At 69.5% G+C, this 23,482-nt stretch carries 23 protein-coding genes and 1 pseudogene; 9 read left to right on the plus strand and 15 right to left on the minus strand.

Going from position 1 to position 23,482, the window contains the following annotated elements:
- Positions 1–295 precede the first annotated feature (295 nt).
- The 5 genes and pseudogenes from I3F58_RS02820 to I3F58_RS02840 all read right to left on the minus strand — a co-directional run.
- Positions 296–1,022: pseudogene (locus I3F58_RS02820) on the minus strand (RHS repeat-associated core domain-containing protein); the annotation flags it as partial.
- A gap of 121 nt (positions 1,023–1,143) precedes the next feature.
- Positions 1,144–1,494, minus strand: a complete 351-nt coding sequence (locus tag I3F58_RS02825) for a hypothetical protein (protein WP_240106550.1) — start codon at positions 1,492–1,494, stop codon at positions 1,144–1,146.
- A gap of 35 nt (positions 1,495–1,529) precedes the next feature.
- Positions 1,530–6,194 carry a putative T7SS-secreted protein gene (locus tag I3F58_RS02830; RefSeq protein ID WP_308354942.1) on the minus strand — a complete coding sequence of 1,555 codons (4,665 nt, stop codon included), beginning with the start codon at positions 6,192–6,194 and terminating at the stop codon, positions 1,530–1,532.
- The gene (locus I3F58_RS02835) at positions 6,191–6,835 is read right to left on the minus strand and encodes a hypothetical protein (protein ID WP_240106551.1); all 645 of its coding nucleotides are present in this window, start codon (positions 6,833–6,835) and stop codon (positions 6,191–6,193) included. Before I3F58_RS02835 ends, I3F58_RS02830 begins: the two co-directional genes overlap by 4 nt.
- Positions 6,828–7,382: an SseB family protein gene (locus I3F58_RS02840; protein WP_240106552.1), complete on the minus strand. Its 555-nt coding sequence runs from the start codon at positions 7,380–7,382 to the stop codon at positions 6,828–6,830. The genes I3F58_RS02835 and I3F58_RS02840 overlap by 8 nt, the downstream gene beginning before the upstream one ends.
- A gap of 175 nt (positions 7,383–7,557) precedes the next feature.
- On the opposite strand from I3F58_RS02840, the gene I3F58_RS02845 reads away from it, so the two are divergent.
- Together I3F58_RS02845 and I3F58_RS02850 are read left to right on the plus strand one after the other, a co-directional pair.
- Positions 7,558–8,559: a bifunctional lytic transglycosylase/C40 family peptidase gene (locus tag I3F58_RS02845; protein ID WP_275678056.1), complete on the plus strand. Its 1,002-nt coding sequence runs from the start codon at positions 7,558–7,560 to the stop codon at positions 8,557–8,559.
- A 136-nt stretch (positions 8,560–8,695) separates the two neighbouring features.
- Positions 8,696–9,364 (plus strand): phosphatase PAP2 family protein, encoded by a 669-nt coding sequence (locus I3F58_RS02850; protein WP_240106724.1) that lies wholly within the window; start codon positions 8,696–8,698, stop codon positions 9,362–9,364.
- A 38-nt stretch (positions 9,365–9,402) separates the two neighbouring features.
- On the opposite strand, the gene I3F58_RS02855 is transcribed toward I3F58_RS02850, so the two are convergent.
- Positions 9,403–9,570, minus strand: coding sequence for a hypothetical protein (locus I3F58_RS02855; RefSeq protein WP_240106554.1), 168 nt, complete (start codon positions 9,568–9,570; stop codon positions 9,403–9,405).
- A gap of 113 nt (positions 9,571–9,683) precedes the next feature.
- Here I3F58_RS02855 and I3F58_RS02860 point away from each other — a divergent pair, with 113 nt between their 5' ends.
- Together I3F58_RS02860 and I3F58_RS02865 are read left to right on the plus strand one after the other, a co-directional pair.
- Complete coding sequence (locus I3F58_RS02860) at positions 9,684–10,586, plus strand: hypothetical protein (RefSeq protein WP_240106555.1); 903 nt, start codon at positions 9,684–9,686, stop codon at positions 10,584–10,586.
- A 113-nt stretch (positions 10,587–10,699) separates the two neighbouring features.
- Entirely contained in the window at positions 10,700–10,876 is a 177-nt protein-coding gene (locus tag I3F58_RS02865) for a hypothetical protein (RefSeq protein WP_240106556.1), read from the plus strand.
- Positions 10,877–10,922: 46 nt separating this feature from the next.
- Here the strand turns inward: I3F58_RS02865 and I3F58_RS02870 are convergent, their stop codons facing one another.
- On the minus strand, positions 10,923–11,276 hold the full coding sequence (locus I3F58_RS02870) for a metal-sensitive transcriptional regulator (protein WP_240106557.1): 354 nt from the start codon (positions 11,274–11,276) through the stop codon (positions 10,923–10,925).
- Positions 11,277–11,467: 191 nt separating this feature from the next.
- On the opposite strand from I3F58_RS02870, the gene I3F58_RS02875 reads away from it, so the two are divergent.
- Entirely contained in the window at positions 11,468–12,088 is a 621-nt protein-coding gene (locus I3F58_RS02875; protein ID WP_240106558.1) for a DUF47 domain-containing protein, read from the plus strand.
- A gap of 7 nt (positions 12,089–12,095) precedes the next feature.
- Positions 12,096–13,091, plus strand: coding sequence for an inorganic phosphate transporter (locus I3F58_RS02880; protein WP_240106559.1), 996 nt, complete (start codon positions 12,096–12,098; stop codon positions 13,089–13,091).
- Positions 13,092–13,247: 156 nt separating this feature from the next.
- Here I3F58_RS02880 and pstB read toward each other — a convergent pair whose 3' ends face one another.
- From pstB to pstS, 4 genes are all read right to left on the minus strand, one after another.
- Positions 13,248–14,024, minus strand: coding sequence for a phosphate ABC transporter ATP-binding protein PstB (pstB, locus tag I3F58_RS02885; protein WP_240106560.1), 777 nt, complete (start codon positions 14,022–14,024; stop codon positions 13,248–13,250).
- 55 nt (positions 14,025–14,079) lie between these two features.
- Positions 14,080–15,156: a phosphate ABC transporter permease PstA gene (gene pstA / locus I3F58_RS02890; protein ID WP_240106561.1), complete on the minus strand. Its 1,077-nt coding sequence runs from the start codon at positions 15,154–15,156 to the stop codon at positions 14,080–14,082.
- A gap of 88 nt (positions 15,157–15,244) precedes the next feature.
- Positions 15,245–16,243: a phosphate ABC transporter permease subunit PstC gene (pstC, locus tag I3F58_RS02895; protein ID WP_240106562.1), complete on the minus strand. Its 999-nt coding sequence runs from the start codon at positions 16,241–16,243 to the stop codon at positions 15,245–15,247.
- Between the two features lie 130 nt (positions 16,244–16,373).
- Positions 16,374–17,510, minus strand: coding sequence for a phosphate ABC transporter substrate-binding protein PstS (gene pstS, locus I3F58_RS02900; protein WP_240106563.1), 1,137 nt, complete (start codon positions 17,508–17,510; stop codon positions 16,374–16,376).
- 371 nt (positions 17,511–17,881) lie between these two features.
- On the opposite strand from pstS, the gene I3F58_RS02905 reads away from it, so the two are divergent.
- On the plus strand, positions 17,882–18,142 hold the full coding sequence (locus I3F58_RS02905; protein WP_240106564.1) for a type II toxin-antitoxin system prevent-host-death family antitoxin: 261 nt from the start codon (positions 17,882–17,884) through the stop codon (positions 18,140–18,142).
- Positions 18,130–18,540 carry a PIN domain-containing protein gene (locus I3F58_RS02910; protein ID WP_240106565.1) on the plus strand — a complete coding sequence of 137 codons (411 nt, stop codon included), beginning with the start codon at positions 18,130–18,132 and terminating at the stop codon, positions 18,538–18,540. The genes I3F58_RS02905 and I3F58_RS02910 overlap by 13 nt, the downstream gene beginning before the upstream one ends.
- Here the strand turns inward: I3F58_RS02910 and I3F58_RS02915 are convergent.
- From I3F58_RS02915 to I3F58_RS02925, 3 genes are read right to left on the minus strand one after another with little or no spacing between them, the layout of a single operon-like run.
- On the minus strand, positions 18,515–18,931 hold the full coding sequence (locus I3F58_RS02915) for an NUDIX hydrolase (RefSeq protein ID WP_240106566.1): 417 nt from the start codon (positions 18,929–18,931) through the stop codon (positions 18,515–18,517). The genes I3F58_RS02910 and I3F58_RS02915 overlap by 26 nt on opposite strands.
- Positions 18,928–19,932 carry a CHAD domain-containing protein gene (locus I3F58_RS02920; RefSeq protein ID WP_240106567.1) on the minus strand — a complete coding sequence of 335 codons (1,005 nt, stop codon included), beginning with the start codon at positions 19,930–19,932 and terminating at the stop codon, positions 18,928–18,930. The genes I3F58_RS02915 and I3F58_RS02920 overlap by 4 nt, the downstream gene beginning before the upstream one ends.
- Positions 19,919–22,306 carry an RNA degradosome polyphosphate kinase gene (locus I3F58_RS02925; protein ID WP_240106568.1) on the minus strand — a complete coding sequence of 796 codons (2,388 nt, stop codon included), beginning with the start codon at positions 22,304–22,306 and terminating at the stop codon, positions 19,919–19,921. The genes I3F58_RS02920 and I3F58_RS02925 overlap by 14 nt, the downstream gene beginning before the upstream one ends.
- A gap of 502 nt (positions 22,307–22,808) precedes the next feature.
- On the opposite strand from I3F58_RS02925, the gene I3F58_RS02935 reads away from it, so the two are divergent.
- Entirely contained in the window at positions 22,809–23,030 is a 222-nt protein-coding gene (locus tag I3F58_RS02935) for a hypothetical protein (protein WP_240106569.1), read from the plus strand.
- A gap of 77 nt (positions 23,031–23,107) precedes the next feature.
- Here I3F58_RS02935 and I3F58_RS02940 read toward each other — a convergent pair whose 3' ends face one another.
- On the minus strand, positions 23,108–23,476 hold the full coding sequence (locus I3F58_RS02940) for a nuclear transport factor 2 family protein (RefSeq protein ID WP_240106725.1): 369 nt from the start codon (positions 23,474–23,476) through the stop codon (positions 23,108–23,110).
- Between the last annotated feature and the right edge of the window lie 6 nt (positions 23,477–23,482).

Genomic DNA, 23,482 nt, shown 5'->3' on the forward strand with positions numbered 1-23,482 from the left:
ACGAGGCTGCGTGTGCCGTCGATCTCCGGCTTTCCGGTGTGGAAGGAGGGTCCTGCCGGGGCATGGGTGTGTTCGACGACCACTCGCGAGCCGCTCTCCGTCTCGAACCGGCGGAAGCTGTCCCAGTGCGCGAGGCCTGGCAAGTAGGTGTATCCGGGCATGTGCTGCATGTCCTTGTCCCCGCTGACGACCCATCGACCGAGGGGCTCCTCTCCATAGGGGACGCTGGCGAGGTCAAACGCCGCGCTCGTTCCGCGTTGTCCCGGGCTTTGAAGGGGTTGCCTTTCTCGCTTGGTGGGCACGGGTTGAGTCCGTACGGGTCGGACCAGGTGCGCGGGTTGTGGACATAGGTGCCCGGATTGGGTGCGGGGGTGAGCCCGAGCGGGTCAGGGGTCAGTTGATGGGCGGTCCCGGGTAGTAGTGCTGGAAGTAGTTGTGGTGCAGACCGGTTTCGGGGTCGTAGTACTGACCCGGGATACGGAGTGGTGTGTGCGCGGAGCTTCTCCTGGCCCAGGCGGCTGTGCCCCAGAGGTGCGGTGGGCGCGCCAGGCTGTCTCGCTGTCCTGTCCGACGAGTTCGCTGGGCGTACCGACGAGGTCGGTGACCACGGCGAAGGAGCGGGAGTCGATCTCTTCCTGGGGCGCGCCTCTCGCGGTGATTCGGTCCGTCTGGGCGACCGGGCGCAGGCCCTGGTGGTCCCAGGTCAGGGTGACCGGATTCGGCAGGGCGGTGGAAGTGGTGGTCTGCTCGCAGAGGGTCGTACCGTCCCAGGTGAAGGCGACCCTCTCGACGACCGTTTCGCCGCCTTCCGATAGGTGGTGCTTCCCGGTGCGGCGTCCCGGCGGGTCGTACGTGTAGCGCCAGGTGTCCGGCTTGCGGGAGAGATAGGTCTTCTGACGCAGGGTGATGCGACCCAGCCCGTCGTGCTGGTAGCGGACCCGGCCCGCGCGGGTCAGGCGGGTGCCTGCGTAGGTGCGGGGGCCCACCGCCTCCTGGCCGGGGTGCCTCGCCGGTCGGGTTGCTTGTTGCCGATATTCAATGGCGATCGGAGCTTGTGTTGGCAGCGTGAAGTGCGTCTTCTTGTCGTGATGTCTGCTCAATCGATCCAGCCTCGAGTCACCTGACATCGCTCCTCATATCTGTTCAGCGCAGCAGGGTTTGGTCCGAGATGGTGATGTGCGGAAAGATCTGGATCTCCATCCGTCCGGTCGTGTCCTGTGTGTTGAAATCGATTGCCAGCTTGGTTGATTCGCGAGTATCGATGATTCGGAGGAGTGTTGCGCCCTCCCGGAACGATGCGAATGTGGAACCTCGCGATGCTGGGTGCCAGGTGACAGAGACGGACTTGCCGACCGTGTCGTACGAGAACTGAAAATTCTCTCCGGTTACTTCGAAAAAGTCGATTCTGCATTCGGTTTCCCCAGTGGTCACTGGCTCGACTCCGAATGCGTTCACGAATTCCTGAGGGCTCGGTGCCACGAACTCTTCGGCCATGGCTCTCCTTTGTCTTGCGGGATCTTTGGTCAGATTTATTGGGGGTTGGCTTTGGTGGGCTCCTCGGTTATGTTAGTCCACCACTTTCCTCCCTTGAAAATCACCGTTGTAAGACGTAGTGTGCCGTCGGGCGTGATCTGCCATGTCGCCTCTGCCTCTCGCATGCCCCATCTGCCCGTTATGACGGAATGTGTCTCGCCGTAGTTTCCCCATTGATTGCTGAAGGTCTTGGTGAATCCGTTCTTTGCGGCTTCCTGTAGATGTTGACGGACGTATTGACGAGAGGCTGGCGTGTCGTCGAACCCAATGCTCTTCAGCTGGTCTGCATTCTGTCTTGCCCTTGCCGAGTTGTGCTCATCTGCCTTTATGCCCTTGTTGAAGAGGTAGTTAAGCTTCCCTTCGTCAACGTAGGGGGAAAGGCCCAAGGGGTCTGACCACACGTGTGGGTTGTGGACATACGTGGCCGGGTTGGGAGCCGGTGTGAGGCCCAGGGGGTCGGGGGAGAGGTAGCGGGCGGATTCGGGGTCGTAGTGGCGGAAGTAGTTGTAGTGGAGGCCGGTTTCGGGGTCGAAGTACTGGCCGGGGAAGCGGAGGGGGGTGTAGGTGGTGCTGGAGGACGCCCAGGTTGTGATGCCCCAGAGGGTGGTTCGGGTGTGCCAGGCGAGGGTGCCTGACTCGTCTACCAGCTCTGTGGGGGTGCCTACGAGGTCGGTGATGATCGTGAAGAAGCGGGTGTCTATTGCCTCTTGTGGGGTGTCTTTGCTCAGGAGGCGTTCTGTCTGGGTCAGGGGGTGTAGGCCCTTGTGATCCCAGGTCAGCGCTATCGGGTGGGGGAAGTTCGGTGACTCTGTCGTCTGCTCGCAGAGGGTTGTGCCGTCCCAGGTGAAGGTCGTCTGCTCCTCGGTTGTCTTCTTGTCTGGGGACAGGCGTTCTTTTGATATTCGGCGGCCCAGGGGGTCGTATGCGTAGCGCCAGACCGTGCCGTCGGGGGTGGCGACCTGGGTCAGGCGGTCTTCTGGGTCCCACTCGTAGTGCCACGTGTCCGGCTTGCGGGACAGGCGGGGCTTCTGGCGGAGGACCACTCGGCCCTGCGCGTCGTGTTCGTAGCGGATCCGGCCCGCGCGGGTGATGCGGGTGCCGGTGTAGGTGCGGGGGCCTGTGGACTCCTGGCCGGGGTGGGACTCGGGCCAGGACGCCTGTATCTGGTTGCCGGCCTCGTCGTAGGCATAGCGTTCCGTCCAGTTCGCCGCGGTCACCGTTGTGACGCGGCCCGCCGCATCCAGGGTGAAGCGACGGGTGCCCGAGAGGCGGTCCTCGATCGAGGTGAGGTTTCCTTCGGGGCTGTAGGTGTAGGAGCGTTGTTGGATGGGGGTGGTCGGGGTTGCTGTCTGCTGGCTCGCCAGTCGGCCTGCCGCGTCGTATGCGTGGGTCAGCGTGAGCGTGTCGCCTATGTGCCGGGACAGTTCCCTGCCCGCCGCGTCATGGGCGAACGTGAGCCTGCGTCCGGAGGTCTGCAGTTCCGTGCGATTGCCTGCCGCGTCGTACGTCCACATGCTCGTCGCGCCCGTGGGCGTGGTGCGGCCTGTGCGGCGACCCAGTTGGTCGTACGTGTAGGTGAGTTCCCTGTCGTTCACCTTCTCCGACAGGAGTCGGCCGTGGCGGTCTCGTAGGAGGGTGAGCGTGGCGTCCGGGGAGGCAGCCACCGCCAGTTCGTCGAATACGTCGTACTCGTAGGTGGTGACTTGGCCCGCTACGTCCTTGCGGATGATCTGGCCCAGCTCGTTGCGCTCGTAGAGGATCGTTTCGCCCAGGCCGTTCGTCCGGGACTTGAGGGTGCCCGCCCGGTCGTGCTCGTAGGTCAGAGTGCGGTCGTCGAAGTCCGTTTCCGAGGTGAGGTTGCCTGCGGCGTCGTAGGAGTACGTCCAGGTCAGGCCCTGGGGGTTCAGGACCTCCGTCAGTCGGAGTTCGGTGTCGTGGGTGAACTCGTAGCGCACTCCGTCCGGGCCCGTGCGGGCCTTCAGCAGGTCGAAGTGGGTGTACTCGTGCAGGGTCACCCCGCCCGCCGCGTTCGTGTGCGTCAGGCAGTTGCCCTCGCCGTCGTACGTCCAGGACTCCGTGGTTCCGTCGGGGGCCGTTCTGCGGGACAGGCGGCCCTCGGGGGTCCATTCCAGGAGCGTCGTAGCACCGAGTGCGTCGGTGATGGCCGTCGGGCGGCCGAAGGCATCCCGGGCGTAGCGAGTTGTCCCGCCCAGGGGGTCCGTGATGGTGAGGGGGAGGCCCTTGGTGTCGCAGTGGATGGTCGTGGTGTGGCCCAGGGCGTCTGTGACCGAGGTGACGGCGCCCCTTTCGTCGTACGTGAAGTGGGTCGTTGTGCCCGTCGGGTCCGTGACGGCTGTGCGGTTGCCCTTCTCGTCGTACGACTGGCGGATCACCCTGCCGTCCGGGAGCACTGCCCTGAGGGGTTGGCCCTGGGCGTTGTGCTGGGCCGTCGAGCGGCGGCCGTCGGGACGGACGGCCGTGGTGAGGTTGCCTTCCTCGTCGTACTCGAAGCGGGTCGTCCGGCCCAGCGGGTCTGTGTGCGCGAGGAGGCGGTTGCGGCGGTCTCGTTCGTAGCGGGTGACCGCGCCGAGCGGATCGATCTCGGCCACCACCTGGTGGGCTTCGTCGATCAGGAAGCGGCGGGTGTCGCCCGAGGACGTAGTCGTGGTGGTGACACGGTGGCCGGTTTCCGGGTCTGTCTCGTCGTACGTCAGCCGCAGGGCCACGTGACCGGCCTCGCCGCCTTCCGCGACGCACCTGTCCTGATCGTCGTACGCGTAGTCGTAGCGACTGCCGTTCCGGTCCGTCCAGGACGTGACGCGGCCGCGGTCGTCGTAGGCGAAGCGCAAGGGCAGGCCAGAGGAGTTGACGACCTCGGTGAGGCGGCCGTCCGTGTAGGCGTAGCGGAGGATCTCCTGGTCCTGCCCGTCCGGTGCGCCGCCGTCCAGGTGGAGGGCGGTGATGCGGCCGTCCTGTGCGGTGAGCTTCAAGTGGTAGCCGCCGCTGTGCACGATGGACTGGGGGGTGCCCTCGGAGCCGTACTCGAAGGTGATCCAGTTGCCGTTGCGGTCGTCGATCTGTGTGAGGAGCGCGCGGGTGTCGTCCACGTCCGCGAAGTGCCGGACCTGTGCCGTGTCCGGGTCCGTGATCGTGTAGCCGTCGTCGGCGTCGCGGGTCAGTGGCCAGCGCGGGCCGTGGCTCGGGAGGGTCGGGATCCCGGGGGCGGGGTGGGGGTATGCCAGGAGGAGGCCGTCCTCGGCGACGAACACCACGCCCTCCGCGTCGATCTCCAGGCGCTGGTCCACCGTGGACGACCAGGACGGGCCGAACCAGCGGCCCACGCGGTAGTCCGACGCCACACGGCGTCGGAAGACCAGTGGCAGCACGCCGGGGAGGGTGACATCGGTCTGGGGCAGGAACATGGCGCCGGTCGCCATGTCCACGGGGTCTGTGTTGCCCTTGTTGACCGCGTCGCCGGTGCGTGACGTCCTTGGACCGTCCACGCTTTCGCGGGCCGCGCCCTTGGCCGCGGACTCGGCGCCCCGCTTCGCGGCGCCCTTCGCGCCTGCCTTGGCGATGGTCTTGATCCCGCCCGCGCCCTTGGTGCCGATGAGTTCGGGGAGCAGGCGGCCGAAGAACTCGCTCGGGTCCTTCTTGGCCGCCTCCCAGGCGGACTTCAGGGCCTGGTCGGGGTGGGCGACCGTGGTGACCAGGCCCGACAGGGTCATGTTGATGTTCTTGTAGTACTCGGCGGGGTGCGTGAGGTTGTACGCGTCGACCGGGTTCATCGAGCGGAGGAAGTTGGTGATGCCGATCGTGCCCTTGGCGACGCCGCCCGCGAGGTGCATGGCCTCGACACCCTGCGCCATGCCGTGGTCCAGGATGTTGTTGAAGGCGCGTTCCGTGGCCGACGGGTCGGGGGCGTGGCGGAGGGCCGCCTTGACCGACTCGGCCGCCTTCTTCGCCGCCTCGTCGCGGGTCTTGCGGGCGGACTTCAGGATCTCCTGGGCCTGGTCGCGCTTCCCGTCGCCCGGGTCCTCGAAGGGCGGCGGCTTCGGGAGTGGGTCGTCCGTTGTGCGGGCCGCGTTGTAGGCGTCGACCTTCTCGTTGTACGCGTCCACCGCCTTCTTGGAGTCCTGGTCGCCCTCCTTGTAGAGGTCGATCGCCTCCTTCGCCTTGCCCTGGGCCGACGTCAGGGTCTTCGCGTACGTGTCCAGGGCCGCCGCCGCGTCTCCGAACGCGTCGGCCGCGTGCAGCCAGTCCTTGGGCAGCAGCGCGAACTTCTTGCGGAACGCCTCACCCGCCTCGCCCTGCCAGTGCGAGGAGTCCAGGCTCTTCAGCGCCTGGCCGACCATGTCGAAGGCGCTCTCGAAGTCGCGGAGGTTCTTCGTCGTGTCAGTGATCCTGGCGGGTCTGCCGTGGATCAGCTCGTCGGGCTGCTCGGTCTGGCCGAGCTGCTGCTCGTCCACCTTCGCGCCGAGCGACGACGCCGTCGCGTCGCCCCAGTCCTCGACCTTGTCCGCGAGGTCGTCCGCGCCGAGCCGCTCCAGGCCGCCGCCGACCTTGTCGGTGACGTAGTCGATGCCCTCGCCTGCCTTGCGCTTCGCGCCGGAGGCGATGTTCCCGAGGCCTGTGATCAGGCCGTCCAGCGCGTCTGTCACTCGGTCTCCCAGGCTGGGCGCTTCGCTCGTTCCACTGCTTCGTCCGACGGCTTCAGAACCCCGCGCTGGGCCAGGTCGAGTGCCTCCCTCTCACGGTCGTCGACGATGCCGGCGCGGTTGAGGGAGTCGTACAGCTGGTGGTTGACGTCGTACGTCGTGTCGTTCCACGTCTGCTTCACCTCGGTGTGCGCCTCGCGGAACGAGTCGGCGCTCCAGTCCGCTCCGTCGTACGGGTTCTGCGTGCGGATCTGGTCCCAGCTCTTCGCCGTCACCTCGTCCTCGCCGGCGTTCGGGTTGCCGTTGAGGCCGTTCACGACGATCTTGAACGTGCCCTTCACGTACTGGTCCTGCTCGTGCAGCCCGCCGGCGCTCAGGCCGATGGCCGTCGCGATCCAGTTGCCGCGGTGCGTCAGGGCCCGTACGCCCCAGTCCCAGCGCCGGCAGAAGGTCCTGAACTCGGCGGCCAGCCCGTCGTGTCCCAGCTCCAGGCCGGACAGCGCCAGGTCGGCGAAGCCCCGGCCGGTCGAGGCCTCGCCGATCATGCCGAGGTCCTTGAGTTCCTGGTGCGCCTTGTTGATGCCGTCGGTGAGCGCTCTGACCACCGCCGGGGGCAGGGCGAGGTCCGGTTCCGTACTAGTCATGCCGGTCCCCCGGGTTGTCGGTCGGTACGACTGCCGAATCCGGTACGACGCCCTCGACGGGCGGGAACAGGGCGCCGTCCTCGCTGCCCGCGTCCAGCGCCACGCCTGCCGGGACGTCCAGCAGCGGCACCATGGCGTCCAGCAGCCGGGCGCCCAGCACCGTGCGGTACTGCCACTCGCGGGACGCCTCCCCGCGTGCGTGGGCGAAGCGGGCCAGGGCCTCCTCGTGGGAGAAGGCGCAGATCCAGCGGACGCCGTTCTGGTCCGCCGTCCACAGGCCGCCGTCCGGGGTGAGCGGGACGAGGACCGGAGTGCGGCGGAACTCGCCCAGGAGGGCGGCGAACTCGCGCCGGGCGGCGCTCAGGTCGTGTGGTGCGGGCTGGTCTGTGGCAGGTGCTGTGGGCGTGGGCGGGCCTGGTGGTTGCGGCTGCGGCTCCGGCGCGCCTGTCGGTTGCGGCTCCTGCTGCGGTGTGATCGCAGGCTGCTGCGGCTGCGGCTGTGTGTCCAGGTCCGCGAGCTTCGAGCGTATGGGTGGCTTGTCTCCCATGACCCTTGCACCCTCCCCGTGCTGAGTGTCTGTCGGATCATCACATGTGTGAGTTTTCAGGTGCAACGGCGGTCATGGGCGTGCCGGTGAGGTCATCTGATGGTGGGCATGGATGCTGCCTAGACTGACGAAGGGTGGCCTCGGTGGAGGGTGGTTGACGGTGCGTAAGGTGTGGATGGCCGGTGGGGTGGTCTTCGGGGCCTGTCTGAGTTTCGTCGCCTTGCTGGTGGTGGGGACCTACTCGGCCGCGGCCGGGATGTTCGGCGGGGGCGGGCCCGCCGGGGCGGGCGGGTCCGTGGGGCTGGCCAAGGGGGCCGTGCCGGCGGCGTACCAGGGGCTGGTGCAGCGGTGGGGGAACCTGTGTCCGGCCATCAACCCCGCCCTGCTCGCCGCGCAGCTGTACCAGGAGAGCGGGTGGAATCCGCGGGCCGTCAGCCATGCCGACGCCCGGGGGATCGCCCAGTTCATCCCGGGCACCTGGGCCAGTCACGGGATCGACGGGGACGGGGACGGGGACCGGGACATCTGGGATCCGGCCGATGCCATTCCGTCTGCTGCCTCCTACGACTGCGAGCTGGCCGGATACGTGCGGAAGGTTCCCGGGGACCCCACGAACAACATGCTCGCCGCCTACAACGCCGGGGCCTATCGGGTGATCAGGAGCGGCGGCGTGCCCGCGATCAGCGAGACGCAGAACTACGTGCGGATCATCCGGTCGCTGGAGAAGAGCTTCGCCCGGCCGGTCGGCCGGGTCGCGCCCTCGCGGCAGGCCGCCGGGGCCATCCACTACGCCCAGCAGAAGCTCGGCACGCCGTACCTGTGGGGCGGCGAGGGGACGGCCGCGCACGGGGGGCGGTTCGACTGCTCGGGGCTCACCCAGGCCGCGTACCGCACGGTCGGGATCGAGCTGCCGCGGGTCGCCAACGACCAGTACAACGCCGGGCCCCATCCGGGGCGGGACGAGCTGCTGCCGGGAGATCTGGTCTTCTTCTCCGATGACCTGACGGACTCTCGGGCCATCCGCCACGTGGGCGTCTACGTGGGCGGCGGCTACATGATCAACGCCCCCTACACTGGCGCCGTCATCCGCTTCGACAAGATCGACACCCCTGACTATTTCGGGGCCACCCGGGTCACCGAGGACGGCGCCAAAGCCCTGCCCCGGCGGGACACCTGACGTCGTCACTCTTCGATAACGTCATGGTGATCATTCCGTGGAGAGCGGAACGTCCTGCTCAGGCGCGGCGTTCCCAGGACTGACACTGACCGCTCGCACCGCAGTAGCAGCACAAGGCAAGGGGCCGCAGGAGATGGTGGCTGGACTCGCTTCGAACGGCTCGAACCCCGACGTCGGCCTGCTCCACGACATCAACGGGCTCGCCAGGTCGGCCCCGGCCTGGTTCGACCGCGTCATGGAGTTCGTCGGGGAGTACGGCATCCTGCTCGGGCTCGTGCTGGTGGTGGTGTGGTGCTGGTGGAGCGTGCGGCGGCGCGGGACGCTGGAGGAGGCGGCGGGAGGTGTGGCCGCGGTGGCCTGGGCGCCGCTGGCCGCGGGGATCGCGGTGCTGGTGAACGTGCCGATCCGGGGGTTCGTGGAGCGGCCGCGTCCCTTTCTGGAGCATGACCGGATCGAGGTCCTCGTGGACGGCAAGACCGACTTCTCGTTCGTGAGCGATCACGCGACCGTGGCGATGGCACTGGGAGTCGGGCTGTTCGTGGCGCACAAGCGGGCCGGGCTGGCGGCGATCGGGCTGGCGTTCGTGGAGGGCTTCTGCCGGGTGTACATGGGGGTGCACTACCCGACCGACGTGGTGGGTGGGTTCGCGCTCGGTACGGCGGTCGCACTGCTGCTGGCGCCGGTCGCGTTGGCGCTGCTGACGCGGTTGTTCACGGCGGTGGGAATGTCCGGGCGCGGAGGGCGGATCGTGCGGTCGCGGCGGGCGGGGGCGGTGGAGGCGGGGCCTCACGACCTGGCCGCGTAGGGAACGGCGCGGTGCCTCAGGCCGCTGAGGCCGGGGTCTCAGGCCGTCGAGGCGGCGGCCGTCTCGTGGGCCGTGGCGTCCGTGCGGGCCCGTTCTCTGGAGCGTCTGGCCGGGCCCGTCCAGCCGCAGGTGCAGCGGGCCAGGGCGAAGGCGCCGCGTTCGGTGGTGGTCGTCCGGTGCGCGGAGGGCGCGTCCTGCGGGTGCACGTGTCAACGGTACCGGGAATCCGCGCGCGTGACGGGGCGCCGTGAACGTCGTTAACCGGGGCGGGTGGGGGTCTCGGCAGGGTACGGCGAAGCGTGGGGCAGGCAGGCAGGCGATGGCGGTGTGGAAGCGGGTACGGCAGCTCAGGACGTTCGGGGAGCGCGCGTGCGCGGCCGCCCTGGGACTCGCGGTCACCGCGGGGCTCGCCGGGTGCTCCGCGGCGGCCGACGCCATCACCGCGCCGGGCGCGGGCCCCGCCTCCGGCGGCGCCTCGCGGGGAGTCGCCGCCCGGGCCGTGACCGTCGACGGTGACGCCGCCCGGGACGCGGTACGGGGCGTGCCGGACGCGCTCGTACGGGCCGGGACGGCCAGGGCCGAGACGGCCGTGGAGATGGCCGCGGGCGGGACACGGCTGGCCATCAAGGGCACCGGGCGCTACGACTTCCGCACCAGGCAGGGGGAGCTTCGGGTCGTCCTGCCCGGGGAGGGCTCGGCTGACGGGAGGCCGAGGCCGATCACCGAGCTGTTCACGCCGGGCGCGCTGTACATGAAGAACCGGGGCGCCGGTGTTCCCGCAGACAAGTGGGTGCGGATCGACACGGGCACCGCCCGGGACGGCAACCTCGTGACCGGCGGTGCCACCGATCCCGCCGCCGCCGCCGAGCTGCTGCGGGCCGCCCGGGCCGTCACGTACGTCGGCCAGGCCGAGGTCGCGGGCGTCCCCGTCAGCCACTACCGCGGCACCACCCACCTCGGGGACGCCGCCCGGGGCGCCGCACCCCCGGTGCGCGGCGCCCTCGCCGCGGCGGCGAAAGGGTTCGCCACGCCCACCGTGCCGTTCGACGCGTACCTCGACGACGCGGGGCGGCTGCGGAAGGTGCGCCACCGGTTCAGCTACGCGAACGAGGGGCGCGAGGTGGACGTGGCGTCGACGACGGTGCTGCACGGGTTCGGCGCCCCCGTCGCCGTACGGCTGCCGCCGAAGAAGGACATCTATACGGGGACGGTCCAGGGCTGAACACGGCTGTGGGCCTCTGGGATGGTTGTGGAATGGCCCGGACGTGTCATGCGCGGTGCGTGGTCCGCTTCCTACTCTAGGAAGCCGACATCGGCTGGAAGAGGTGAACGCACGTGGCGAAGACGCTCTGTACGACGACCGTCCAGGACCACGTGGCGTTGGCCGAGATCGAGCTGTGCGGGGAGCTGATCATCGCCGCTTCGGCGGCGGAGGGGGAGCGGCTGAGCGTCGACCTGATCGACGAGGTGCTGAACGTGACGCCGGGTGAGGGCGGGGCAGGGGCCCAGTAGTCCGGCAGCGGAGTGCGGGCGGGCGGGCGCTCGCGGGGCGGGAGGCTCAGGTGCGCATCATGCGGGCGATCGCCTTGGTGGCCTCCTCCACCTTCGCGTCGATCTCGTCGCCCCCCTTGACCGCCGCGGACGCGACGCAGTGCCGCAGGTGCTCCTCCAGGAGCTGGAGGGCGAAGGACTGCAGGGCCTTCGTGGAGGCGGAGACCTGGGTCAGTATGTCGATGCAGTAGACGTCCTCGTCGACCATCCGCTGGAGCCCCCTGATCTGGCCCTCGATCCGGCGGAGGCGCTTGACGTGCTCGTCCTTCTGGTGGTGGTAGCCGTGCACCCCGTGATCGTGGTCACTCTGGGCCGCGGTGTGCTCCGGGACCGGAAGGCCGGCCGCCTCGGTGGTCGTCATCTCGTCCTCCCGTTGTCCACAAAGGGGCATATACCCCTCGTGGGTATATGGTACCGATCCCCGCAGGATGCTGCGGGGCCGGTTCAGTTCACTGTGCCCGATGGGCGACACTGAAGAACGCCGCTTAGTCGTGGCCGGACGATGCGCCTAGCATCAGCCTGACCGAATTCCACGCACCCGAGGGATCCCACGTGCGCTTCCGTCTGACCCCCAGGGAGACGAGCTTCTACGACATGTTCGCCGCATCCGCGGACAACATCGTCACCGGTGCGAAGCTCCTCATGGAGCTGCTCGGAGCCGACACCTCGGCGCGGACCGAGATCGCCGAGCGGATGCGGGCGGCCGAGCACGCGGGGGACGACGCCACCCACGCGATCTTCCACCAGCTGAACTCCTCCTTCATCACGCCGTTCGACCGTGAGGACATCTATGCCCTCGCCTCCTCGCTCGACGACATCATGGACTTCATGGAGGAGGCCGTCGACCTCGTCGTCCTCTACAACATCGAGGAACTGCCGAAGGGCGTCGAGCAGCAGATCGAGGTCCTCGCACGGGCGGCGGAGCTGACCGCCGAGGCCATGCCGCACCTGCGGACCATGACGGACCTCACCGAGTACTGGATCGAGGTCAACCGGCTGGAGAACCAGGCCGACCAGATCCACCGCAAACTGCTCGCCCACCTCTTCAACGGCAAGTACGACGCCATCGAGGTGCTGAAGCTGAAGCAGATCGTGGATGTCCTGGAAGAGGCGGCGGACGCCTTCGAGCACGTGGCGAACACGGTGGAGACCATCGCCGTCAAGGAGTCCTGAGCCTGCTGTGGATACGTTTGCGCTGGTCGTGACCGTCGGGGTCGCGCTCTTCTTCACGTACACCAACGGCTTCCACGACTCCGCGAACGCGATCGCCACCTCGGTGTCGACCCGTGCGCTGACGCCGCGCGCGGCCCTGCTGATGGCCGCCGTCATGAACCTCGCCGGCGCGTTCCTCGGGAGCGGGGTCGCCAAGACCGTGAGCGAGGGGGTCATCGAGACCCCGCAGGGCGACAAGGGCATGGGGATCCTGTTCGCCGCGCTGGTCGGGGCGATCGCCTGGAACCTCGTCACCTGGTACTTCGGGTTGCCCTCCTCCTCTTCCCATGCGCTTTTCGGCGGCATGGTGGGGGCCGCGCTGGCCGGAGGGACCGAGGTCATCTGGGGCGGTGTCCTGGAGAAGATCGTCATCCCGATGTTCCTGTCCCCGCTCGTCGGTCTGCTGGTCGGCTATCTGGTGATGGCCGCGATCATGTGGATCTTCCGGAAGTCGGGGCCGCACCGGACCAAGCGGGGATTCCGTATCGCGCAGACCGTCTCCGCGGCCGGCATGGCGCTGGGACACGGGCTCCAGGACGCGCAGAAGACCATGGGCATCGTGGTGATGGCGCTGGTCATCGCGGATGTCGAGACCGGGGACGAGATCCCGCTGTGGGTGAAGATCGCGAGCGCGGTGATGCTGTCGCTCGGTACGTACGCGGGCGGGTGGCGGATCATGCGCACGCTCGGACGGCGGATCATCGAGCTGGACCCGCCGCAGGGATTCGCCGCGGAGACCACCGCGGCCTCCGTGATGTACACGGCGTCCTTCATGTTCCAGGCGCCCATTTCCACGACGCATGTCATCACGTCCGCGATCATGGGTGTCGGGGCGACGAAGCGGGTCAACGCGGTGCGGTGGGGAGTGGCCAAGAACATCGTTCTCGGCTGGTTCATCACGATGCCCGCGGCCGCTGCCGTCGCGGCCCTGAGTTTCTATGTGGTGAATCTGCTGTTCGGCTGATGCCTGACGGGTTCGGCTGATGCGCGGAGGCTTCGGCTGATGCCGCGGCACAGCAAAAGGGCCCGCCCCCCTCGACAGGGGGCGGGCCCTTCGTCTTACGGTGGCACCGCCATGCAGCACCGCAGACGTCTACGCGGCGGAGGCCGCATGTGCCGGTTATCCGAAGCGGCCCGAGATGTAGTCCTCGGTCGCCTGGACGGACGGGTTGGAGAAGATGCGCTCCGTCTCGTCGATCTCGATGAGCTTGCCGGGCTGGCCCACGGCCGCCAGGTTGAAGAAGGCGGTACGGTCCGAGACGCGGGCCGCCTGCTGCATGTTGTGCGTCACGATCACGATCGTGAAGCGCTCCTTCAGCTCACCGATCAGGTCCTCGATCGCCAGCGTGGAGATCGGGTCCAGGGCGGAGCACGGCTCGTCCATCAGCAGGACGTCCGGCTCCACCGCGATCGCCCGCGCGATGCACAGGCGCTGCTGCTGGCCGCCGGAGAGGCCGGCGCCCGGCTTGTTGAGGCGGTCCTTGACCTCGTTCCAGAGGTTCGCGCCCTTGAGCGAGCGCTCGACGATCTCGTTCAGCTCGGCCTTCTTGTAGCGGCCGTTCAGCCGCAGGCCCGCCGCCACGTTGTCGAAGATCGACATGGTGGGGAACGGGTTCGGGCGCTGGAACACCATGCCGACCGTGCGGCGCACGGCGACCGGGTCGACGTCCTTGCCGTACAGGTTCTGGTCGTCGAGCAGCACCTTGCCCTCGACGCGGCCACCGGGGGTGACCTCGTGCATCCGGTTCAGGGTGCGCAGGAAGGTGGACTTGCCGCAGCCGGACGGGCCGATGAACGCCGTGACGGAGCGGGGCTCGACGGTCATCGAGATGTCGTCGATAGCCTTGTGGGTGCCGTAGTACGCGGAGAGGCCGCTGACGTCGATTCGCTTGGCCATCTGAATCACTTCCAGGGTTGCTGCCGCCACTCGGCGGCAGCCGAAAATTGATGCCTTAGCGGCCGGTCTTCGGGGCCTTCCAGCGGGCGATGCCGCGGGCCACCAGGTTGAGGATCATGACGAAGGCGATCAGCACCAGTGCGGCGGCCCAGGCGCGGGCCACGGCGGCGTCGGTGCCGACGGCGTACTGCTCGTACACATAGAGCGGGAGCGACGCCTGAGCGCCTTCGAACGGGTTCGGGTTGATCAGCTTCGTACCGAAGACGAGGAGCAGCACGGGGGCCGTCTCGCCGGTGATACGGGCGACCGCGAGCATGACGCCGGTGGTGATGCCGCCGATCGCGGTCGGCAGAACCACCTTGATGATCGTCTTCCACTTGGGGACGCCGAGCGCGAGGGAGGCCTCGCGCAGCTCGTTCGGGACGAGCTTCAGCATCTCCTCGGTGGAGCGGACGACGACCGGCATCATCAGGATGGCCAGCGCCATCGAGCCGGCGAAGCCGGAGGGCCCGAAGCCCAGCAGCAGGTTCCAGGTGGCCAGGATGAACAGACCCGCGACGATGGACGGGATGCCCGTCATGACGTCGACGAAGAAGGTGACGGCCTGGGCGAGCCTGCCCTTGCCGTACTCGACCAGGTAGATCGCGGTCAGCAGACCGATCGGGGCGGCGATGACGGCCGCGATGAGCACCTGCTCGATGGTGCCGAGCAGGGCGTGGTAGACGCCGCCGCCGGTCTCGGCGTCGAGGACGCCGTTCATCGAGTGGGTGAGGAAGTAGCCGTCGAGGACCACCACGCCCTTGCTGACCGTCACCCAGGCGAGGGAGGCCAGCGGGACGACCGCGAGGATGAAGCAGACCCAGACGACGCTGGTGGCGACGCGGTCCTTGGCCTGGCGGGAGTTCTCCACCCTGGCCGTGATCGCGTACGTCGCGGCGACGAAGAGCAGGGCGGACAGCAGGCCCCACTGGACGCGGCTCTCCCAGCCGGCGGCCAGGCCGATGCCGCAGCCGGCGGCGACGGAGCCCACGGCGATCACGGCCGGGGCCCAGCGCGGCATGCGGGCGTGGGAGAGGGGGGAGACGGGGTGCACGGAGGAGGGCGCCTCACGCTGGATGGTCTGGCTGCTCATGCTGCGCCCCTCTTCTTCGCTTCTCCGCCCTCGCGGCGCGCCTGTCCGGCTTCCGTGGTCTGCGGCCCCGTGGCCGTGCGTACGCCGCTCACGAGTTGGCCCCCGAGTACTCCTTGCGGCGCGCGATGATCCACCGGGCGGCGCCGTTGACCAGCAGCGTGATGACGAAGAGGACGAGACCGGAGGCGATCAGCGCGTCCCGGCCGAACTCGTCGGCCTCGTTGAACTTCGCGGCGATGTTCTGGGCGAACGTGCCGCCGCCCGGGTCCAGCAGGTGGCCGGAGATGATGAAGCTGGGCGAGAGGACGACCGCGACGGCCATCGTCTCGCCGAGCGCACGGCCGAGGCCCAGCATGGAGGCGCTGATGATGCCGGAGCGGCCGTACGGCAGCACCGACATGCGGATGGTCTCCCAGCGGGTCGCGCCGAGGGCCAGTGCGGCCTCCTCGTGCATGCGCGGGACCTGCTTGAAGATCTCGCGGGTGACGTTGGTGATGATCGGCAGGATCATGATCGCCAGCAGGATGCCGACGGTGAACATGTTCCGGGCGAGGCCCTCACCGGACTTGTCGAAGATGTACGTCCAGCCCATGTACTGGTCGAGCCACTTGTTGAGGCCGTCCAGGTAGGGAACGAGGAAGATCGCGCCCCAGAGGCCGTAGATGATGCTCGGCACGGCGGCGAGCAGGTCGACCACGTACGCGAGGGGCGCGGCGAGCTTGCGGGGCGCGTAGTGCGAGATGAACAGCGCGATGCCGATGGCGACCGGCACGGCGAGGGCCATGGCGATGACCGAGCTGACGATCGTGCCGAAGGCGAGGACGGCGATGCCGAAGACCGGCGGGTCGCCGGCCGGGTTCCACTCGGAGGTGGTGAGGAAGTTCCCCTCGTTCCGGGAGAGCGCGAGGACCGTGCGGTAGGCGAGGAAGGCCGCGATCGCGGCCATGATCACCAGCAGGGTGATGCCGGAGCCGCGGGACAGGCCGAGGAAGACCTTGTCGCCGGCGCGGGCGGCAGTGCTGCTCTTGAGGGCTGTCGGTTCGCCCCCGGGGGGCGGTGTGGAGCGGGTGGGTGTGGCTGTGGCCATCGTGTGTCTTCTCCGGTCTGCGGAGCGGCCTTGCGCGCTGAGGCGGGGCTGCTCCTGGCGGCGGTGCACCGGATGCGGGGCCGGACCGGTTCGCTCTGGTGCGGCGGTGGTCCGGCCCCGTCGGGGTTCGCTACGAGAGGGTCGGGACGATCTCGCGGATCTTGGTCGCGATCTCGGCCGGGATCGGGGCGTAGCCGGCGTCGGCGAGGACCTTCTGGCCGTCCTCGCTGATCGTGTAGTTGAGGAACGCCTTCAGGGTCGGCAGGGTCTCCGCCTTGTTGCCCTTGTCGCAGGGGATCTCGTACGTGACGAGGACGATCGGGTAGGCACCCTCGGCCTTCGTCGCGTAGTCCAGCTCCAGGGCCAGGTCGTTGCCGGTGCCCTTGACCTTGGCGGCGGCGATGGCCTTGGAGGCGTTGTCCGTGGTGGCCTCGACCGGCTGGGCGGCGCCGGTGTTCAGCTTGACGGTGCTGATCTTGTTGGCGTCGGCGTAGGACAGCTCGAAGTAGCCGATGGCGCCGTTGGTGTCCTTGACGGCGGTCGCGACACCGGAGGAGCCGTTCGCGGCCTGGCCGCCCTTGGCCAGCCAGGACTTCTCAGCCTCGTACTTCCACTCCTCCGGAGTGGCGGCCTTGAGGTACTTGGCGAAGTTCTGGGTGGTGCCCGACTCGTCGGAGCGGTGGAAGGCCTGGATCGCGACGTCCGGGAGCTTGACGCCCGGGTTCAGCTTGGCGATCGCCTCGTCGTTCCACTTGGTGATCTTCGAGTCGAAGATCTTGGCGAGGGTCGGGGCGTCCAGGACGAGGCTGTCGACGCCGTCCAGCTTGTAGCCGATGGCGACGGGGCCGCCGACCATCGGGAGGTTGATGCCCTTGCCGCCGTCCTTGCAGATCTTCTGCGACGCGGCGACCTCGTCCTCCTTCAGGGCGGAGTCGGAGCCCGCGAAGGCGACCTGGCCCTGGGTGAACTTGGTGATGCCGCCGCCGGAGCCGATCGACTGGTAGTTGATCTCCACGCCCTCGCACGCGGCCTGGAAGTTCTTCACCCACAGGTCCATGGCGTTCTTCTGCGCGGAGGAGCCCGCCGCGAGGAGCTGGCCCTTGGCGTCGCCGCAGTCGATGTCCGACGCGGCGGCGGCGCTCTTCCGCTCGCCTTCGGGGTTGGCGGTGTTGTCGTCCGAGCCACACGCCGTGAGGACCAGGGCGCCGGACACAACGAGGGCACCGAGCGCGGTGGCGCGAAGCCCAGTCTTTCGGTGAAGCTTCACTTTCGGGTGTTCCTTCCAGTAGCCGCCGGCCTGGGAGCCCGCGAGCCGATGCCTGCGGGCCGTTTGTACGACGGCGTGTGTCGGGGTGGGTGGAGACCCGTGGGCCGGGTCACCGTGCACGGCCGAAATTAGGCAGATCAGGTGAAGCCGTCGACGGGGGGAAGTGAACGGCAGGTGAACCATGCCGGAAGGCGCGGTGTGGTGCGGCGTGGTCTGTCCGCGGGACGGCCCGTGACCTGCGGGGGTGCGCGACGGCGCCCCCGGCGCCGAGAGGCGCGGGCCCGTGGGGCGGGGTCCGGACGGGAAGGGGCGGGGTCCGGACGAGGCCGCGGCGGATCAGATATTCGGAGCAGATCAGATAGTCTGAACTCATGAAGCTGATGACGGCCTCCGAGGCATCCCGGAACTTCGCGTCCGTACTGGACATGGCCGAGCACGGCGAGACCATCGTGATCACGCGCGGTGGGCGACGGCTGGCGCTCATAGGGCCTGCGCCCGTCGCCAATGGCGGCGACCTCGCGGATGCCCTGGCCGCGTGGCGCGAGCGTCATCCCGGCGACGACCCCGCCTTCGAAGCCGACGTCCTCGGTGCGCGGGACCTGCTGGCCGAGGAGGACCCGTGGCGCGACTGATCCTCGACACCGGTGTCCTCGTCGCCGCCGAACGCGGAAAGCTCGACCTCGCTCCTCTCCGCGACCACGACATGGTCATCGCGGCCGTCACGGCGGCGGAGCTGCTGACCGGAGTGGAGCGTGCCGACACCCGCGAGCGGCGCGAACGCCGCCAGGGGTTCGCGGACCTGGTGTTCGCCACGGTGCCGGTGGAGGACTACACGCTCGAAGTGGCCCGCGTACACGCCCGGATGCTCGCGCACACCCGGCGGCTCGGCGAGCCGCGCGGGGCTCATGACCTGATGATCGCGGCGACCGCCGTCGCGACCGCCAGGTCCGTCCACAGCCTGGACGGCGAGGCCGGGTTCGGGGAGCTCCCCGGGGTGCGGCTGTTCAGCGGCCCTGGCCCGAGGCGGTGACAAGGGCCCGGATCAGCGGCCTGTCCTGGGGGTGGCTCAGGCGGGACTCGGCCTGGTCCGGGGGAAGCCATGCCACCCGGTCCACCTCCTTGTTCCGGGTGAACGTGCCGCCCGTGGCCTCGGCCGACCAGTATGTGACCTCCTTGGGGCGGCCCTTCGCCGTGTAGTGGGTGGTGGCCAGGCGGGGCCCCGGGGCGCAGGTGTGGCCGGTCTCCTCCAGGACCTCGCGGAGGGCCGCCTCCAGGAGGCTTTCGCCCTGTTTGAGCTTGCCTTTCGGCAGTGACCAGTCGTCGTACCGCGGTCTGTGGACCAGGCAGATCTCCACGGTCCCGTCGTCCTTGTTCCTCCGCCACAGCACGCAGCCCGCCGCCCGCACCGGCTCGCCGGTCACCTCGTCGTCACCGCCGTCCGGACCCAGGCGCGGTGGAAGGCGTGGCGGGCCGCCTCCACCTCGTGGCGCTGGTCCGCGTGGAGCACCCCCAGGGCGTACGCCGTGGCCGGGGCGATCCGGGGCGTGCGGGCCGCAGTCCCCGCGGCTGCCGCCGCCTCCGCCGCGTCCCGGTGCCGGTCCAGCGCCGCCCCCGCCTCGTACAGCTCGGGCGCCGGGGCGGACCGCACCTCCTGGGCGTACCGGTGCAGCCGCAGCAGCAGCCGTGTCTGGTGCCACGGGCCGTCCTGGTGCTCGCCCCCCACCGCGGGTGCCATCGGCAGCGCCCGGACCGCCTCCAGCAGACGCCGCTCCACCACCTCCGCGGGCGCGGCCAGCACCTCCGGGTCCCGCGACGTCGCCGCCGGGCCCAGCGGTACCTCAGACGCCAGCAGCGCCACCGCGTCCGCCACCGCGTGGAACCGCGCCGAGCCGAGGGCCTGGAGCGCCGCGGAGTGGGCCCTCGTACGGGCCAGGGTCAGCTGCCGCTCCAGCAGCGCGCCCGCCTTCGCCGCGCCGAGCCGCAGCGCCTCACCGCCCCCGCCCGCGGCCCCGGCGGTCCCGGCGGTCCCGCCCGCGGCCCGGGGCGGCGGCACCGTCCGGGGCTCGTCCGCGCCGGTCAGCCGGGACAGCGCGTCCATCAGCCGGACGAGCCGTGACGTGCAGGCCTGCTCCTGCGCCAGCGTCCCGGACAGCCAGGCCAGCTCCGCGCGCAGCCCGTCCGCCCACGCCCCGTCCAGCAGCGGCCGGAAGGTGTGCAGCGTCGCACTGATGCGGCGGGCGGCGGCCCGCAGCGCCCGGGTCGCCTCCTCCATGCCGGACATGTCCGTTCCGTTGCTCTCCGTGTGCAGGCGGAGGGCGCGCAGGAAGTCGTTGGCGCGGGCGTGGAGGTAGGGCGCCACCACCTCGCCCGCGGGCGGTGCCGGAGCTGGGGCGATGACGACCTCGTCGTCATGGTTTGGCACGTCGGCGCCTCCGGGCGTCTATGAGCATCTCCTGGACATGTCGCAGCGGCTGGCCCTCCCCGTCCGTCGCGTGCCGGGTCCAGTTGCCGTCCGGGCCGAGATGCCAGGAGGACGTGGTGTCGGCCATGCCGGTTTCCAGCAGGCGGTTGAGGGCCGCGCGGTGCGCCGGGTCGACGACCCGTACGAGCGCTTCTATCCGGCGGTCGAGGTTGCGGTGCATCATGTCCGCGCTGCCCAGCCACACCTCCGGCTCACCGCCGTTCGCGAACGCGAAGACCCGGGAGTGTTCGAGGAAGCGGCCGAGCACCGAACGGACCCGGACGTTCTCGGACAGCCCGACGACGCCGGGGCGCAGCGCGCAGATGCCGCGCACCCAGATGTCGACCGGCACGCCCGCCTGCGAGGCGCGGTAGCAGGCGTCGATGACCGCCTCGTCGACCATCGAGTTGACCTTGATCCGGACGGAGGAGGGGCGCCCGGCCTTGTGGTGGGTGATCTCCCGGTTGATGCGGGACACCAGCCCGTCGCGCAGCGACTTCGGGGCGACCAGCAGTCGCCGGTACGTCTCGCGGCGCGAGTAGCCGGACAGCCGGTTGAACAGGTCGGACAGGTCCGCGCCCACCTGTGGGTCGGCGGTCAGCAGGCCCAGGTCCTCGTACAGGCGGGCCGTCTTCGGGTGGTAGTTGCCGGTGCCCACGTGGCTGTACCGGCGCAGCAGCTCGCCCTCCTGCCGCACGACGAGGGAGAGCTTGCAGTGGGTCTTCAGGCCGACCAGGCCGTACACCACGTGGCAGCCGGCCTCCTCCAGCTTGCGCGCCCACTTGATGTTGGCCTGCTCGTCGAAGCGGGCCTTGATCTCGACGAGGACGAGGACCTGCTTGCCGGACTCGGCGGCGTCGATCAGTGCGTCCACTATCGGGGAGTCGCCGGAGGTGCGGTACAGCGTCTGCTTGATCGCGAGGACGTCGGGGTCCGCCGCGGCCTGCTCCAGGAAGGCCTGGACCGACGTCGAGAAGGAGTCGTACGGGTGGTGCAGCAGCACGTCCCGCTCGCGCAGCGCCGCGAAGATGTCGGGCGCGGAGGCGGACTCGACCTCCGCGAGGTCCCGGTGGGTGCCGGCCACGAACTTCGGGTACTTCAGCTCCGGCCGGTCCTGCCCGGCTATCCCGAACAGCCCGGTCAGGTCCAGCGGCCCGGGCAGCGGGTAGACCTCGGCGTCGGACACCTTCAGCTCTCTGACCAGCAGGTCGAGGACGTACGGGTCGATGGACTCCTCCACCTCCAGCCGTACGGGCGGGCCGAAGCGGCGCCGCATCAGCTCCTTCTCCAGGGCCTGGAGCAGGTTCTCGGCGTCGTCCTCCTCGACTTCCAGGTCCTCGTTCCTGGTCACCCGGAACATGTGGGTGGCCAGCACCTCCATGCCCGGGAACAGCTCCTCCAGGTGCGCCGCGATGACGTCCTCCAGCGGGACGTACCGCTGCGGCGAGGCCTCCAGGAAGCGGGACAGCAGCGGGGGAACCTTCACGCGTGCGAAGTGGCGGTGTCCGGAGACCGGGTTGCGCACGACGACGGCGAGGTTGAGGGAGAGCCCGGAGATGTACGGGAAGGGGTGGGCCGGGTCGACGGCCAGCGGTGTCAGGACCGGGAAGATCTGCTGCCGGAACAGGGTGAAGAGCCGCGCCTGCTCCTTCTCGGTCAGATCGGGCCAGCGGACCAGGTGGATGCCCTCGTCGGCCAGTGCCGGGGCCACGTCCTGCTGGAAGCAGGCGGCGTGCCGGGCCATGAGTTCCCGGGACCGGGTCCAGATCAGCTCCAGCACCTCGCGCGGCTGGAGCCCGGACGCGGAGCGGGTCGCCACGCCGGTCGCGATGCGGCGCTTCAGGCCGGCGACCCGGACCATGAAGAACTCGTCCAGGTTGGAGGCGAAGATCGCCAGGAAGTTCGCCCGTTCGAGGAGCGGGGTCGTCGGGTCCTCGGCCAGCTCCAGGACGCGCTCGTTGAACGCCAGCCAGCTGCGCTCCCGGTCCAGGAACCGGCCCTGGGGCAGTTCGGTGTGGGTGGCGCTCTCGGCCGCGTAGGCGTCCTCCATGTCCGCGGCCAGGTCGGGTTCCAGCTCGGGAAGCTCCGGCGCGGAGAGGGTGCGCGGCCGGTGTGCGGCGATGGCCCCGACGGGGTGCTCGACCGAACGGCCGGATGCGGTGCTGTCGCCGGTCGCGGCGGGCGCGCCGGACCCGGACGTGCCGGTCTTGCCGCTCTTGGCGGTCTTGCCGGTCTTCCCGGACGCGGCGGACCGCCCCGGCTCGGCGGACTGGGCGGTGGCGGACGACGGGTGGTGCTGGGCGGCGACCGGGACCTCGGCGGGCTGCTGGCTCATGGCACCATTCTTCCGCGCGGAGGGCTGGTCAGGCGCGTCGGAGCGGGCCGTGAGTGCGGACACGGCGGCTTCATTGGCCGAGCGTCGCAAGCGCGTCTGAATGATCGGTAACGAGGACATGACGTCCAGGGGGCTGGTGTGGTGGAGAGGCTGGAGATCGAAAGCTTCCTCGTCCTCGCCGGAGAACTGCACTTCGGGCGTACCGCCGAGCGCCTGTTCGTCTCCCGGGCCGCCCGGATCGGCCAGCCGGTCCGGAAGCCGGAGCGGCGGTCGGCGCCCCGCTGTTCGAGCGCACCGGCCGCACGGTCGGGCTCACGTCCCTGGGCAGTCAGCTCATCGGGCCCGCGACGGCCGTGTCCTCCGGGCGTCCGGTCCGACGCCGTGTTTCGCGGACCCGTGTCCGGGTGGTAGCCGTCCGGCCGGCAGACTGAAGCCCGGTGCGGCCGGTGGGTCTGGGGGCCGGACCCGGGGCGGTGCGACGAGACGCGGGGGGCGAGGGTTCGTGCGTGACGAAGCCATGCGGGTGTGGGTGAGCGACCAGCAGGTCGTCTGCCCGTTCTGCCGTTTCGACCAGTTCTGGGAGCGGGAGATCAAGCTCAACACGGCCGGGATGTCGTTTCTGGGGCTGGACTGGGCCAACAAGTCCGCGACCGGTCTGGTCTGCGCCCAGTGCGGGCGGATCGAGATGTTCCTGGGGGCGCAGATCGAGTTCCAGCGGGTCTGAGGCGGCGCCCCGCACCGCGACGCCGCTCTCTCCGCCACCAGGAGCGGAGAGAGCGGCGTGGCGGGGCCGGCGGGCCGTCAGATGGCCGGTCGGTAGAAGAAGGTCTTGCGGCGTTCGATCTTTCCGTCACGTACCAGGTACGTGTCCGCGAAACCCTCGTCCAGCGACGTGCCGTCCCTGCTGACGCCCTGGAAGCGGCCCCAGCAGGCGGCGGCGCCGAGGCTGCCCGTCACCTGGTCCACCTCGTGGCGCCCCTCGGTGATGATCCGCTCGTGCTCGTAGAACGTGCGGATCCTGTCCAGACCCTCCAGCGCCGGATATCCGGGGCGTTCGTAGACGGCGTCCTCCGTGAGCACGTCACCCAGCTCGTCCCACGAGCGCGAGTCGATCACCTGGAACAGCCGGGCCACCAGGGAGTCGGCGGTCACCGGGGTGTATGTCGGCATGGTCAC

The organism is Streptomyces sp. MUM 203J (assembly GCF_022414595.1).
Classification (GTDB): Bacteria; Actinomycetota; Actinomycetes; order Streptomycetales; family Streptomycetaceae; genus Streptomyces.